Raw genomic sequence first — 13280 nt, forward strand, 5'->3', positions numbered from 1 at the left:
TCCTCACAATGGAGAAGGGCAGAAAACTTAGAAATCTTACACCTGCTCTGATAATTCTTCCCACTCAAGCATAGCTTCTTCCTGACGATGGCTGATTTTATCCAGTTCAGTCTGTAATTCCATGAGTTTACCTGCATCGTTTGTTTCCAACATTTGTTCAGAAATGGTTTGACTTTGACTTTCTAGCTCTTCAATTTCAGCTTCTAGACTTTCGATTTGTCGCATGAGTTTGCGAACTTCTTTTTGACTTTCTTTCTGAGCTTGATAGTCATTGACTGGACTTGCTTCTTTTGCTTGGTTGATAGTTGAAGCTTCCTCAGCCTGAGTCATTTCTACTTCTGCTTTCTTCTCAACATAGTAGTCGTAATCTCCCAGGTAAAGAGTCGAACCCTTCTCAGACAATTCCAAAACATGAGTTGCCACACGATTGATAAAGTAACGGTCGTGACTGACGAATAGAAGAGTTCCATCAAAGTCAATCAAGGCATTTTCCAACACTTCCTTGCTATCAATATCCAAGTGGTTGGTTGGCTCATCCAGAATCAAGAAGTTGTTGTTTTCCATGGAAAGTTTAGCCAGAAGCAAACGCGCTTTCTCCCCACCAGACAGCATGCCGACTGATTTTTTAACATCATCTCCTGAGAAAAGGAAGGCACCTAGACGGTTACGGATTTCAACTTCCGGCGTCAGTTTAAAATCATTCCAGAGTTCATCAAGTACAGTATTACTTGGTGTCAGCTTGCTTTGAGTCTGATCATAGTAACCAACCTCAACATTAGCGCCAAAGCGCTTTTCACCCTTGATAAAAGGAATCTGGTCTACTATCGACTTGATAAAGGTTGATTTTCCAATACCGTTTGGTCCAACAATAGCAACAGCATTCATCTTGCGAAGGTCTAGATTGATAGGATCTGACAGTACTTCCCCATCATAGCCAATAGCTGCATTTTCAACAGTCAAAACAACATTACCAGACGTTTTTTCAGACTGGAAAGCCATGTTGGCTGCTTTCTTACCAGCTTCAGGCTTGTCCAAACGCTCCATTTTTTCCAGTTGTTTGCGTCGAGATTGGGCACGTTTGGTCGTTGAAGCTCGGACTAGATTACGATTGACAAAGTCTTCCAGAGCTGCGATTTCCTTCTGTTGCTTTTCATAGTTTTTTGCCTCAGTAGCTAGCTTTTGCTCCTTTAACTCAACAAAACGAGAGTAATTCCCCACATAACGATCCAAGGAATGCTTGGTCAAATCCAGCGTAATTGTCGCAACCTTGTCCAAGAAGTAACGGTCGTGACTGACAATAATGAGGGCACCGCTATAGTTTACCAAGTAATTCTCTAGCCAGGCAATGGTTTCGATATCCAAGTGGTTGGTTGGCTCGTCCAAGACCAAGAGATTGGGCTTTTCAAGGAGCATTTTAGCAAGTGCCAAACGAGTATTTTGACCACCAGAAAGCTCAGCAATTTTCATCTGCCACATAGACTCGTCAAACTTAAATCCATTTAAAATCGCTCGAATATCAGCTTCATAGGTAAAGCCACCTGCCTGACGAAAATTTTCAGATAAGCGGTCGTAATCTGACATCAGCTTATTCAATTCCTCACCAGACTTTTCACCCATCTCCAACTCCATCTGACGCAGTTGTTTCTCAGTCCGACGCAGGTCATCAAAGACATGAAGCATCTCATCGTAGATGGTATTTTTAGACTCAAAACGGCTATCTTGGGCTAGGTAAGATAGAGAAATATCTTTTTTCTTATTGATTTCTCCGCTAGTTGGCTCCTCTTCTCCAATTAAAATCTTCAAAAGAGTAGACTTACCTGCACCATTTTTCCCAACAAGGGCAATCCTATCACGTTCATCAACCTGCAGGTTGATATTATCAAAAAGAACCTCTCCTGCAAAAGAACGTTCAATTTTATTAGCTTGTAAAATAATCATACAAGTAGTATAGCATGTTTCCCTAAGGCATTCAAGACTTGATAAACCGACATATGACACCACTTTTATGAAAATTATGCTACCGTTTTACTAAAACGCTAAAAAGTGCTATAATGTGAACGGTTAAAACAATTTATAAAAAGGAGAATTTTAATGTCTTACCAAGAAAATTACCAGAAATGGGTTGATTTTGCGGAGCTTCCTGACTACCTTCGTCAAGATTTGGAAAATATGGATGAAAAAACGAAGGAAGATGCCTTCTATACAAATCTTGAATTTGGTACTGCAGGTATGCGTGGCTTGATTGGCGCTGGTACAAACCGCATCAACATCTACGTTGTTCGTCAAGCTACTGAAGGATTGGCTCGTTTGATTGAGTCTAAAGGTGGAAACGAAAAAGAACGTGGTGTCGCAATCGCCTACGATAGCCGTCACTTCTCACCTGAGTTTGCCTTTGAGTCTGCGGCAGTTCTTGCTAAACACGGCATCAAATCTTACGTATTTGAAAGCCTCCGTCCAACTCCAGAACTATCATTTGCAGTTCGTCACCTCAACTGTTTCGCAGGTATCATGGTCACAGCTAGCCACAATCCTGCACCATTTAACGGTTACAAAGTTTACGGTGAAGACGGTGGACAAATGCCTCCACACGATGCAGACGCTTTGACTACATATATCCGTGCAATCGAAAACCCATTTGCAGTTGAAGTTGCTGATGTCGAAGCTGAAAAAGCTTCTGGCTTGATTGAAGTTATCGGCGAAGCTGTCGATGTAGAATACCTCAAAGAAGTCAAAGATGTGAACATCAACCCAGCCTTGATTGAAGAATTCGGTAAAGACATGAAAATTGTCTACACACCACTTCATGGTACTGGTGAAATGTTGGCTCGTCGTGCTCTTGCCCAAGCAGGATTTGACTCTGTTCAAGTTGTTGAAGCACAAGCAACTCCTGACCCAGACTTCTCAACTGTTAAATCTCCAAACCCAGAAAGCCAAGCAGCCTTTGCCCTTGCTGAAGAACTTGGTCGTCAAGTTGGTGCAGATGTTCTTGTCGCAACTGACCCTGATGCTGACCGTGTTGGTGTTGAAGTTCTTCAAAAAGATGGTAGCTACCTCAACCTTTCAGGTAACCAAATCGGTGCCATCATGGCTAAATACATCTTGGAAGCCCACAAAAACGCTGGAACTCTTCCTGAAAATGCCGCTCTCTGCAAATCTATCGTTTCAACTGACTTGGTAACGAAGATTGCTGAAAGCTACGGCGCAACCATGTTCAACGTTTTGACAGGTTTCAAATTTATCGCTGAAAAAATCCAAGAATTCGAAGAAAAACACAATCACACTTACATGATGGGATTTGAAGAAAGCTTCGGTTACTTGATTAAACCATTCGTACGTGATAAAGACGCTATCCAAGCCGTTCTTGTCGTTGCTGAACTTGCTGCCTACTATCGTTCACGTGGTTTGACACTTGCAGACGGTATCGAAGAAATCTACAAAGAGTACGGCTACTACGCAGAAAAAACTATCTCTGTTACCCTTTCAGGTGTCGATGGTGCTGAACAAATCAAAGCGATTATGGCTAAATTCCGTAACAATGCTCCAAAAGAATGGAACGCAACAGCTATCACTGTCGTAGAAGACTTCAAAGCTCAAACAGCTACTGCTGCTGACGGTACTGTTACAAACTTGACAACCCCTCCAAGTGATGTGTTGAAATACACACTTGCTGACGGTTCATGGATTGCTGTTCGCCCTTCAGGTACAGAACCAAAAATCAAATTCTACATTGCAGTTGTAGGGGAAAGCAACGAAGAATCACAAGCTAAGATTGCTAACATTGAAGCAGAAATCAATGCTTTTGTAAAATAAAGACCTATAAAAGATGAGACTAACCAATCTCATCTTTTTTTCGTATCAAATCTAAGCAATTTTAGAAACTTTATGGCATACTAGACATATCAACGAAAGCGAGGTAATCTCATGGAACAATTTTTAGATAATATCAAAGACCTTGAAGTCACTACAGTTGCGCGTACGCAAGAAGCTCTTGATAAAAAAGAAACTGCAACCTTCTTTATCGGTCGCAAAACTTGCCCTTACTGCCGTAAATTTGCAGGTACTTTGGCAGGTGTCGTAGCTGAAACTAAAGCTCACATCTACTTCATCAACAGTGAAGAAGCAAGCCAACTCAATGAGTTGCAAGCATTCCGCTCACGCTACGGAATCCCAACTGTACCAGGCTTCGTTCACATTGCTGATGGACAAATCAATGTCCGTTGCGACTCTTCAATGTCAGCACAAGAAATCAAAGAATTTGCAGGATTGTAAAAAAGCCACTCATCGAGTGGTTTTTAAATGGTCAAAGTTACCTTTTTTCAATCAAATCTTGTATCATTCTATGCAGTTCTTCTATCTTCTCGGATTGTTTCTCTAGTAATATTCTTTGGCTCGATAATTCGTCTTTAAGTTTATCAAGTTTTATCTGTTCATCTGGATTATCTTTTACAAAAAAGTTCGTCAAGGCACTTGTTAACATTCCTATTGTACCAATCCCTACCAACATTAATAAAACAGCTATCCATTTCCCAAAAAGTGAAATTGGAACAATATCACCATAACCAACAGTAGTTACTGTCACAAGAGCCCACCAAAGACTATCTGAGAAGGATTTCTCTTCAACTACAGATAAAATTGAACTTCCTACTAGCACAATAAAGATATTAACATACAAGATATAAATCAGGCCATTTGTCCGTAAGAATCTACTAATTTTTCTTTCTAATTTACCTGTAAGTCCAATTATTCTAAGTAAACGAGTCAGTTTCAGTAATTTTGTCAACCTTGCTAAGCGGAAGATACGCCCTAATCGAAATACTGTAAAAATAGCATTTAAAGGCAGGATAGCTAGCAGATCAAAGATATTTTCAATTATAAACCTCCATTTTGCTTTACTTGAAAAGAACCGCCAACCATAATCTACCACAAACACAAACCAAAGTTGTAAGTCAATAATACTGTATGGAGGACTGTCTAAATCAATCATCTCAGCAAATCCAAGTAATACCAGAATAACAGAGATTAAAGCAAGTAAAATAATTGTTGTATCATAATAATCTGCAAAAAACCATTTTTTCTTCAAATTTTACTCTCCTCACTTTCTATACTGTTATTACTCAACTTTAATTCAATAAATATCTCTCCGATGACCAACTTCTAAAGTAGCAATGACTACTTCATCATCTACAATTTGTACGATAACTCGATAATTACCAATTCTATAGCGCCATTGACCAACGCGATTACCAACCAAAGCCTTTCCGTGTCGTCTCGGGTCTTCCAAAACATTGGTTTGTAAATAGTTTGTAATTATCTTCTGCGTATAACGATCCAATTTTTTCAATTGCTTGATGAAACGTCTTGTTGGAACTAATTTATACAAATTATTCATCCTCCAAGCCTAAATCATGCATCATTTCTTCCCAAGTAATGGGTTCAACTCCTTTTTCCAAGTCTTCTAAATACTCTTGATAGGCTAAATCTGCCACACGAGCATCGTATTCATCTTCTAGAGCTTCAAGAGTTTTGGTGCGGATAAGTTCCGACAGGGAAACTCCTTCAAACTTAGCCATTGCTTTCATAAATGTTTTATCAGCTTCAGAAACTTTTAATGTAATAGTAGTCATCTTTTGCACTCCCTTTTTTAATAGTAACACCATTGTATTACTTTTTAGGTGTTCAGTCAATATAAAAAGAACACCTTCTTAGCGTTCTCTCTATATATCTGTCAATGGTGTTGCTGTATCTGGTGAAGTATCATATACTTTAAAGTCTATTCCAACTCCCAAATCAGCTTGCGCCAGCTGATTGACCATGGTCATGTGAGCCAGTTCCTTGATATTGTTTTCCTTAGACAAGTGACCAAGATAGATTTTCTTAGTGCGATTTCCTAGCGTCCGAATCATAGCTTCAGCACCGTCCTCGTTAGAAAGGTGACCCAGATCCGATAGGATTCGTTGTTTGAGTCGCCAAGCGTAAGAACCTGCTCGCAAAATCTCTACATCATGGTTGGACTCGATAAGATAGCCATCTGCATTCTCGACAATTCCTGCCATACGGTCACTAACATAACCTGTATCTGTCAAAAGGACAAAACTCTTGTCATCCTTCATAAAGCGATAGAACTGCGGTGCGACCGCATCATGGCTAACACCAAAACTCTCAATATCAATATCTCCAAATGTTTTGGTTTTGCCCATTTCAAAAATATGCTTTTGCGAGGCATCCACCTTGCCAAGATACTTGCTATTTTCCATAGCCTGCCAGGTCTTTTCATTGGCGTACAAATCCATACCATACTTGCGAGCCAAAACACCCACTCCATGAATATGGTCAGAATGCTCATGCGTAATCAAGATGGCATCCAAGTCCTCTGGTTTGCGATTTATTTCAGCAAGTAAGCTGGTAATTTTCTTGCCCGACAAGCCTGCATCCACTAAAAGTTTCTTTTTTGGGGTTTCCAGATAAAAGGAATTTCCACTGGAACCCGACGCTAAAATACTGTATTTAAAGCCTGTTTCACTCATTCTGGTCTTCTATTTCGTCCTCCCATACTTCTTCCTTCACTGCATCCTTATCATAAGGGAGCACAATTGTGAAAGTTGATCCCTTACCGTATTCACTCTTGGCCCAAATAAAGCCATTATGCTGTTTGATAATTTCCTTAGCAATAGACAGTCCCAGACCTGTCCCACCCTGGGCACGACTTCTAGCACGATCCACACGGTAAAAACGGTCAAAGATGCGTGGTAAATCCTGCTTAGGAATACCCAAACCTTGGTCTGAGATGGATAAAATCATCTGATCATCAGTCGTCTTCATGGTCACTGTGATTTTCCCACCATCTGGTGAATACTTGATGGCATTGTTAAGAATATTATCAATGACCTGTGTCATCTTGTCTGTATCAATTTCAATCCAGACAGAGGTAATTGGGTAATCTCTCACCAGTTCGTATTTCTTCTCTTCATCCTGCCCTCTTATCTGATCAAAACGGTTGAGGATAAAAGTAATAAAGGCAGTGAAGTTAATCAGTTCCACATCCAGATGACTGGTCGCATTGTCAATTCGAGAGAGATGGAGGAGGTCAGTTACCATGCGCATCATACGATTGGTTTCGTCTAGAGATACCTTAATAAAGTCTGGTGCAACAGGTTCTGACAAGGCTCCCTCATCCAAAGCTTCAAGATAGGATTTTACACTAGTCAGTGGAGTCCGTAACTCATGACTAACGTTAGAAACAAAGAGTCTCCGTTCGCGCTCTTCCTTCTCTTGCTCCGTTGTATCATGCAGAACGGCAACCAGACCTGAGATAAAGCCAGATTCTCGACGGACCAAGGCAAAGCGTACACGAAGGCTCAGATATTCACCATTGTCATCCTGAGAATCAATCATGAGTTCAGGAATCTGCGTAATCAAATCACGAAGTTCATACTCATCTTCAATCTTAAGCAATTCTAGAATACTTTTATTGAGAACATCTTCTTTCTGAACACCTAGCTGTTTCTTAGCCATGTCATTAATCATAGTAATCTTACCACGACGATTGGTCGCGAGGACTCCATCTGTCATATAAGAGAGGATACTGTGCAATCGTTTACTCTCTTGTTCCAGATTTTCTTGAGTCAAGCGGATTACTTCTGATAAATCATTGAGATTATTGGTAATATTAGTGATTTCAGAGCTTCCCTGCATATCCAATACCTGAGAATAATCTCCTGCAATCAGGTCTTTAACTTTTTGATTAATTTGCTTCAACCGAATATTATCTCGCCGATTTTCTAGCAAAAGCAAGGTAACAATCAAGATAAAACCCAATAAAATTAAAATGAAGATAAAATCACTAGTAAGAATATTTTTTCTAATCAATTCAATCATTATTTCTCATATAATAACCAACACCACGACGTGTTAGGATATACTCTGGACGACTAGGTGTATCTTCAATCTTCTCACGCAAACGTCTGATAGTTACGTCAACAGTCCGAACATCTCCGAAATAATCATACCCCCAGACCGTTTCAAGCAAGTGTTCACGGGTAATCACTTGACCAATATGAGAAGCCAAGTGGTACAAAAGTTCAAATTCACGGTGGGTTAAGTCTAGTTCTTCACCATATTTTTTAGCCACGTAGGCATCTGGAACAATCTCTAAGTCCCCAATTTGCAAGGGTTGGGTTTTCTTTTCATCTGACTCTTGATTATCTACAGAAACCAAGTCCGTACGACGAAGAAGAGCTTTAACACGCGCCTGCAACTCACGATTTGAGAAGGGTTTTGTCACATAGTCATCCGCTCCAAGCTCCAAACCAATAACCTTATCAAATTCGCTGTCTTTAGCTGACAGCATGATAATAGGAACACTACTCGTCTTACGAATAGTCTTTGCAACTTCTAAACCATCAATTTCGGGAAGCATCAAATCCAGAATAATAATATCTGGTTGCTCTGCTTCAAATTGTTCTAGTGCTTCACGACCATTAAAAGCAGTTACAACCTCGTAACCTTCCTTGGTCATATTAAACTTGATAATATCCGAGATTGGTTTTTCATCATCTACAATTAATATTTTTTTCATTTGTTCACCTTTTTCTCTACTATTATACCAAAAAAATAACAAGAAGACACAATAGCTAGTCTTTACTACTGTCTAAGTTGGCTTTTGCATAAGCCTGCCAGATTTTTTGTTGGGGTTTGGCAAGTGGGTAATTCTTAAACTCTTCTGGTGAAAGCCAGCGAACTTCCCTATCTGGAAAGTCATTGTAGTCACTCACCTGACCTGCTACAATTTGAACATGCCACTTACGATGACTAAAGATATGCTTGACAGTCTCAAAATAAATATCAAGCCAATCAACATCTAGGTCATAGTCCTGCTGGAAACTCTCTTCTGGACTGGGACCAAAGTTCACGCTTTCTTCTGCAACCTGATGGAAGAGGTCAAACTGCTCCTCTTGCAAAAAGTCATCTACTTCTACCAGTGGGAAATGCCAAAAACCTGCCAATAGCTTTTCACTTTCATTTTTTTCAAGTAAAAATTGTCCCTGAGTATTTTTGACCACCAAGGCTTTAAGATAAATTGAGACAGGCTTTTTCTTGGGAGCCTTGATTGGATAACGGTCCATTGTGCCATTCTGATATGCCGCACTAAAGTCCTTAACTGGGCTTTCTTCTGGTCTGGGATTTACTGGCGCCTCAATATCTGAGCCTAGGTCCATCAAGGCTTGATTAAAGTCACCCGGACGTTCTGGGTCAATCAAGATTTCCATCATTGCCTGAAAAATTTTACGATTACTTGGAATCCCAATATCGTGATTAACTTCAAATAGACGCGCCAAAACACGCATGACATTACCATCTACAGCCGGCTCAGGCAAGTTAAAAGCAATACTAGAAATGGCACCTGCAGTGTAAGGACCAATCCCTTTCAAGCTGGAAATTCCTTCATAGGTGTTTGGAAATTGACCACCAAAGTCAGTCATAATCTGCTGAGCTGCAGCCTGCATATTACGAACTCGAGAATAATAACCCAAACCTTCCCAAGCCTTCAACAAACGTTCTTCAGGGGCAGTTGCCAAACTTTCCACTGTTGGAAACCAGTCCAAGAATCGTTCGTAATAAGGGATAACTGTATCCACCCTAGTCTGCTGGAGCATAATTTCAGAGACCCAGATATGATAAGGATTCTTACTCCTACGCCATGGTAAATCTCTTTTATTTTCATCATACCAGGCGAGAAGTTTCTCACGGAAAGAAACAATCTTCTCCTCCGGCCACATGACGATACCGTATTCTTTCAAATCTAACATATCTCTAGTATATCACAGAAGACCCTAACTGTCCTTTTCCTAGTATTAAAAAGCCTCTTCCCAAGGGAAAGAGGACTAAATCTTATTGATGAACTGCTTGAGCTGCTGTGATAAGGGTCAACTTGTAAACATCATCAGCATTACATCCACGAGAAAGATCGTTAACTGGCTTGTTCAAACCTTGCAAAACAGGTCCAACAGCCGCAAAACCACCAAGACGTTCTGCCATCTTGTAGCCGATATTTCCTGCCTCGATACCTGGGAAGATAAAGACATTTGCTTGACCAGCTACTGTACTTCCAGGAGCTTTCAAAGCTGCAGTTTCAGGAACAAAGGCCGCATCAAATTGCAACTCACCATCGATTTCAAGGTCAGGACGCAAGTCGTGAGCAATTTTAGTTGCTTCAACAACCTTATCAACACTTTCACCAAAACCTGAACCCTTAGTAGAATAGCTTAGCATAGCAATTTTAGGCTCGATTCCAAACATCTTAGCTGTGATTGCTGAGTTGATGGCAATTTCAGCCAATGCTTCTGCATCTGGATTGATATTGATAGCACAGTCACCAAATAGGTAACGTTCCGTACCACGAACCATGAGGAAGGCACCTGAAGTACGAGTTACATTTGGACGAGTTTTGATGATTTGAAGAGCTGGACGAACTGTTGAAGCTGTTGAGTGAATCGCTCCTGATACCATTCCATCAACCAAGCCCAAGTAAACCAACATAACACCAAAATAGTTGACATCTTCAACCAAAACCTTGCGTGCATCTTCTTCAGACATTTTGCCCTTACGACGCTCTACCAAGGCAGCAACCATTTCTTCAAATTGAGGATAATGTTGAGGGTCAATGACTTCATAACCATCCATGATACCTTCAATTTCAAGATAAATTTTAATTTTTTCAGGATTTCCAAGCAAAACAGGAATCACTTCTGTTTCTTTTACCAGGCGTTTAGTCGCTTGAAGAATACGAGGTTCTTCCCCTTCAGGGAGAACGATACGAGCATTTTTACCAACCAAGTTGGCTTTGAGACTTTCAAAAACTTCCATGAGTTTTCTCCTTTAAGATAATAATTATACTCTGAAACATTTTTTATAGAGTATTAGTTGATAACTGAGTAATAAGGTTGCTAAAATCATCCGGCAAGGGGCTTTCTAACTGCAAGTCTTGCTCTAAAAATGGATGATAAAAGGATAGGTAATGGCAATGCAGGGCTTGGCGCTGAATTCCATCGTCTAGACTACCACCGTACAAGTCATCTCCCAACAAAGGAAAACCAATATGAGAAAAATGGACTCGGATTTGGTGGGTTCGACCAGTGTGCAGGCGAATGTCTACCAAATGAATATTCCCATAAGATGCTACAATCTTGTAAGAAGTATGAGCATACTTTCCACCTTTAGCTACACGTCTGGTAATAATGGAATCTTCATCACGCGCAATCGGAGCAATAATTTCCCCCTCTGACTCCAAGTGTCCATCACCTTTAACCAAAGCAAAGTAGCGTTTTTCAATGGACTTCTTCTGCAACTGCTTGTCTAATCGTGCGTGGGCATAGCCGTGCTTAGCAAAGAGCATCAAGCCAGAAGTATCTCTATCAAGTCTGGTCACAATGTGAACCTGCTGATTTTCGTAATTTTGCTTGACGTAGTAACCCTTGATAAAATTAGCGATGGTATTGGAGTGATTAACACTAGGAATAGAAGCCACTCCATAGGGTTTATTTAAGACCAGAAAATGGTCATCCTCATAGAGAATATCTAATGGTCTCTCGATAGCTTCGAGAGTTTCAAAACCTTCCTCAGCGGGAATATCAATGGTAACTCGGTCTCCAATATCCAATAGATACGTCGCATTTTGTGGTTGATCATTGACCAGAATAGCTCCGCCTCGAAACTTAATCTTAGCTAGCAGCCCCTTAGAAACCTCGTGCTTTTTTAAGAAGGTCTTAACCTTGACATGCTCATCTGCGATAAATTCAAACCTCATTCATCCACCTCGCCGATAAAAGCATCCTTAACACGATTCCAGAAACTGGTATGGCTCGGTGAGGCGACAAAGTGAATCTTATGATGGTCGATTTGATACTCAATTCGCTCAATATTGCGGAAGGAATACACACTATTGTCAACCGAAATGGTATGGTAATCGTTTCTCGTTGGAATGAGTTCAATCTTATCCTTCTTAGGAACAATAATGGACGAACCCAGCGTTCGATAAACACGATTATTAAGGCTGGCAATTTCCGTCAACTGAAGAGCTTCAATGGTAGGATGCAAAACAGCTCCACCGAGAGACTTGTTATAGGCTGTACTACCAGTCGGGGTCGAAACTGTTAGCCCATCTCCACGAAAACGTTCAAAGGGAACACCATTGATTACAATATCCGCCACCATGGTTCGATCAGACCTGCGGATACTGGCTTCATTTAGTGCTCTAAAAATCTTCACTTCACCATTTTCAAGAAAGACCTTCACATTCAGAACAGGGTAAGAGACTCTTGCTCCGGTATCTAGCTGCAAATTAGTCACTAGCTTGTCCAACTCAAAATCACGGTAGTCCGTATAGAAGCCCAAATGTCCAGTGTGAACACCAATGAAGCGGACCTTGTCAAGCTGGTTTTCGTACTTATGAAAGGCCGACAAGAGCATGCCATCCCCACCAATGGAAATAACGATATCCGGATTGGTATCATTGAGTATAAACTGATTTCTCTTCAAACGATCTCGCAATTCATACAAAACCCTTTGACTCTGCGGTTTTCTATTGGCTATCAGGTCAATTCGTTTACCTGTATTCTTCATCTGTATCGTCACTGTTTCCTACACCGTCATTTAATTTTCTACTCAAAGGATCAAAAAGAGCCTGGGCTTCTTGGATATCATCACGAATTTTACCCATTTCTTCATCCAACTGATGGGCAATCTTGGCCGTGATTTCCAGCCGCTTCTTAATCTCCTCTGGGAAATCCCCTTGATACTTGTAGTTGAGAGAATGTTCTATCGTTGCCCAAAAATTCATGGCTAAGGTACGAATTTGAATTTCCGCCAAAATGGTCTTGGCTCCATTAATGGTATCAACCGTATATTCTACTACCACGTGATAGGAACGGTAGCCTGATGCTTTTCGATGAGTAATGTAATCTCGCTCCTGTATGATCCGCATATCCTGACGTTTGCGCAAAATCTCCACTACTTCCTTAACGTCATCTACAAACTGAACCATCACACGTAAACCAGCAATATCTTGCAAATCGTGCTCTAAGGTCGCATAAGTAATACCACGTCGAGCCATTTTTTCCTTGATACTTTCAATTGGCTTGACTCGACCAGTCACAAACTCAATCGGAGAATGCTTATTTTGCTTGCGATATTGCTTACGAATACCACGTAGTTTAATCTTTAACTCACCAACAGCTTGAATGTAAGGATCTAGAAATTCTTCCCATTCTAAGGTCATATATTCT

Annotated in this window: 14 protein-coding genes; 2 read left to right on the forward strand and 12 right to left on the reverse strand. The window is 40.6% G+C overall.

What is annotated here, in order from left to right; genetic code table 11:
* Nucleotides 1-36: 36 nt before the first annotated feature.
* Nucleotides 37-1938: an ATP-binding cassette domain-containing protein gene (locus ACLV7W_RS05690; RefSeq protein ID WP_411865609.1), complete on the reverse strand. Its 1902-nt coding sequence runs from the start codon at nt 1936-1938 to the stop codon at nt 37-39.
* A gap of 153 nt (nt 1939-2091) precedes the next feature.
* Between ACLV7W_RS05690 and ACLV7W_RS05695 the strand changes: the two genes are divergently transcribed.
* Together ACLV7W_RS05695 and ACLV7W_RS05700 are read left to right on the forward strand one after the other, a co-directional pair.
* A complete protein-coding gene (locus tag ACLV7W_RS05695) occupies nt 2092-3810 on the forward strand; it encodes a phospho-sugar mutase (protein ID WP_227325820.1) in 1719 nt (572 codons plus the stop codon).
* Nucleotides 3811-3921: 111 nt separating this feature from the next.
* A complete protein-coding gene (locus tag ACLV7W_RS05700; RefSeq protein WP_411865610.1) occupies nt 3922-4269 on the forward strand; it encodes a thioredoxin in 348 nt (115 codons plus the stop codon).
* Between the two features lie 37 nt (nt 4270-4306).
* Here ACLV7W_RS05700 and ACLV7W_RS05705 read toward each other — a convergent pair whose 3' ends face one another.
* The 11 genes from ACLV7W_RS05705 to ACLV7W_RS05755 all read right to left on the reverse strand — a co-directional run bounded on the left by ACLV7W_RS05705 (nt 4307) and on the right by ACLV7W_RS05755 (nt 13273).
* The gene (locus ACLV7W_RS05705; protein ID WP_049544233.1) at nt 4307-5080 is read right to left on the reverse strand and encodes a potassium channel family protein; all 774 of its coding nucleotides are present in this window, start codon (nt 5078-5080) and stop codon (nt 4307-4309) included.
* Nucleotides 5081-5125: 45 nt separating this feature from the next.
* Entirely contained in the window at nt 5126-5380 is a 255-nt protein-coding gene (locus ACLV7W_RS05710) for a type II toxin-antitoxin system RelE family toxin (protein WP_004254226.1), read from the reverse strand.
* A 1-nt stretch (nt 5381) separates the two neighbouring features.
* Entirely contained in the window at nt 5382-5624 is a 243-nt protein-coding gene (gene relB, locus ACLV7W_RS05715; protein WP_000208079.1) for a type II toxin-antitoxin system RelB family antitoxin, read from the reverse strand.
* Nucleotides 5625-5714: 90 nt separating this feature from the next.
* A complete protein-coding gene (locus ACLV7W_RS05720; protein WP_004254224.1) occupies nt 5715-6524 on the reverse strand; it encodes an MBL fold metallo-hydrolase in 810 nt (269 codons plus the stop codon).
* A complete protein-coding gene (vicK, locus tag ACLV7W_RS05725; RefSeq protein WP_411865611.1) occupies nt 6517-7875 on the reverse strand; it encodes a cell wall metabolism sensor histidine kinase VicK in 1359 nt (452 codons plus the stop codon). The genes ACLV7W_RS05720 and vicK overlap by 8 nt, the downstream gene beginning before the upstream one ends.
* Complete coding sequence (gene yycF, locus ACLV7W_RS05730) at nt 7868-8575, reverse strand: response regulator YycF (protein WP_000722072.1); 708 nt, start codon at nt 8573-8575, stop codon at nt 7868-7870. The genes vicK and yycF overlap by 8 nt, the downstream gene beginning before the upstream one ends.
* Nucleotides 8576-8630: 55 nt before the next feature.
* Entirely contained in the window at nt 8631-9806 is a 1176-nt protein-coding gene (gene mutY, locus ACLV7W_RS05735) for an A/G-specific adenine glycosylase (RefSeq protein ID WP_411865612.1), read from the reverse strand.
* Nucleotides 9807-9888: 82 nt separating this feature from the next.
* Nucleotides 9889-10863, reverse strand: a complete 975-nt coding sequence (gene pta, locus ACLV7W_RS05740; RefSeq protein WP_000451580.1) for a phosphate acetyltransferase — start codon at nt 10861-10863, stop codon at nt 9889-9891.
* Nucleotides 10864-10906: 43 nt separating this feature from the next.
* Complete coding sequence (locus tag ACLV7W_RS05745) at nt 10907-11803, reverse strand: RluA family pseudouridine synthase (RefSeq protein ID WP_084930135.1); 897 nt, start codon at nt 11801-11803, stop codon at nt 10907-10909.
* Complete coding sequence (locus ACLV7W_RS05750) at nt 11800-12618, reverse strand: NAD kinase (protein ID WP_049544217.1); 819 nt, start codon at nt 12616-12618, stop codon at nt 11800-11802. Before ACLV7W_RS05750 ends, ACLV7W_RS05745 begins: the two co-directional genes overlap by 4 nt.
* Nucleotides 12602-13273, reverse strand: a complete 672-nt coding sequence (locus tag ACLV7W_RS05755; protein ID WP_000171682.1) for a GTP pyrophosphokinase — start codon at nt 13271-13273, stop codon at nt 12602-12604. The genes ACLV7W_RS05750 and ACLV7W_RS05755 overlap by 17 nt, the downstream gene beginning before the upstream one ends.
* Nucleotides 13274-13280 lie beyond the last annotated feature (7 nt).

Origin of the sequence: Streptococcus mitis, assembly GCF_965111735.1 — a bacterium.
GTDB lineage: Bacteria > Bacillota > Bacilli > Lactobacillales > Streptococcaceae > Streptococcus > Streptococcus mitis_DR.

What these genes read in the sequence shown, in the direction of transcription:
- ACLV7W_RS05720 (WP_004254224.1), bottom strand. Translation starts at nt 6,524, where the DNA reads ATGAGTGAAACAGGCTTTAAATACAGTATTTTAGCGTCGGGTTCCAGT.
- pta (WP_000451580.1), bottom strand. Translation starts at nt 10,863, where the DNA reads ATGGAAGTTTTTGAAAGTCTCAAAGCCAACTTGGTTGGTAAAAATGCT.
- yycF (WP_000722072.1), bottom strand. Translation starts at nt 8,575, where the DNA reads ATGAAAAAAATATTAATTGTAGATGATGAAAAACCAATCTCGGATATT.
- ACLV7W_RS05745 (WP_084930135.1), bottom strand. Translation starts at nt 11,803, where the DNA reads ATGAGGTTTGAATTTATCGCAGATGAGCATGTCAAGGTTAAGACCTTC.
- vicK (WP_411865611.1), bottom strand. Translation starts at nt 7,875, where the DNA reads ATGATTGAATTGATTAGAAAAAATATTCTTACTAGTGATTTTATCTTC.
- mutY (WP_411865612.1), bottom strand. Translation starts at nt 9,806, where the DNA reads ATGTTAGATTTGAAAGAATACGGTATCGTCATGTGGCCGGAGGAGAAG.
- ACLV7W_RS05755 (WP_000171682.1), bottom strand. Translation starts at nt 13,273, where the DNA reads ATGACCTTAGAATGGGAAGAATTTCTAGATCCTTACATTCAAGCTGTT.
- ACLV7W_RS05700 (WP_411865610.1), top strand. Translation starts at nt 3,922, where the DNA reads ATGGAACAATTTTTAGATAATATCAAAGACCTTGAAGTCACTACAGTT.
- ACLV7W_RS05695 (WP_227325820.1), top strand. Translation starts at nt 2,092, where the DNA reads ATGTCTTACCAAGAAAATTACCAGAAATGGGTTGATTTTGCGGAGCTT.
- ACLV7W_RS05750 (WP_049544217.1), bottom strand. Translation starts at nt 12,618, where the DNA reads ATGAAGAATACAGGTAAACGAATTGACCTGATAGCCAATAGAAAACCG.
- ACLV7W_RS05690 (WP_411865609.1), bottom strand. Translation starts at nt 1,938, where the DNA reads ATGATTATTTTACAAGCTAATAAAATTGAACGTTCTTTTGCAGGAGAG.
- relB (WP_000208079.1), bottom strand. Translation starts at nt 5,624, where the DNA reads ATGACTACTATTACATTAAAAGTTTCTGAAGCTGATAAAACATTTATG.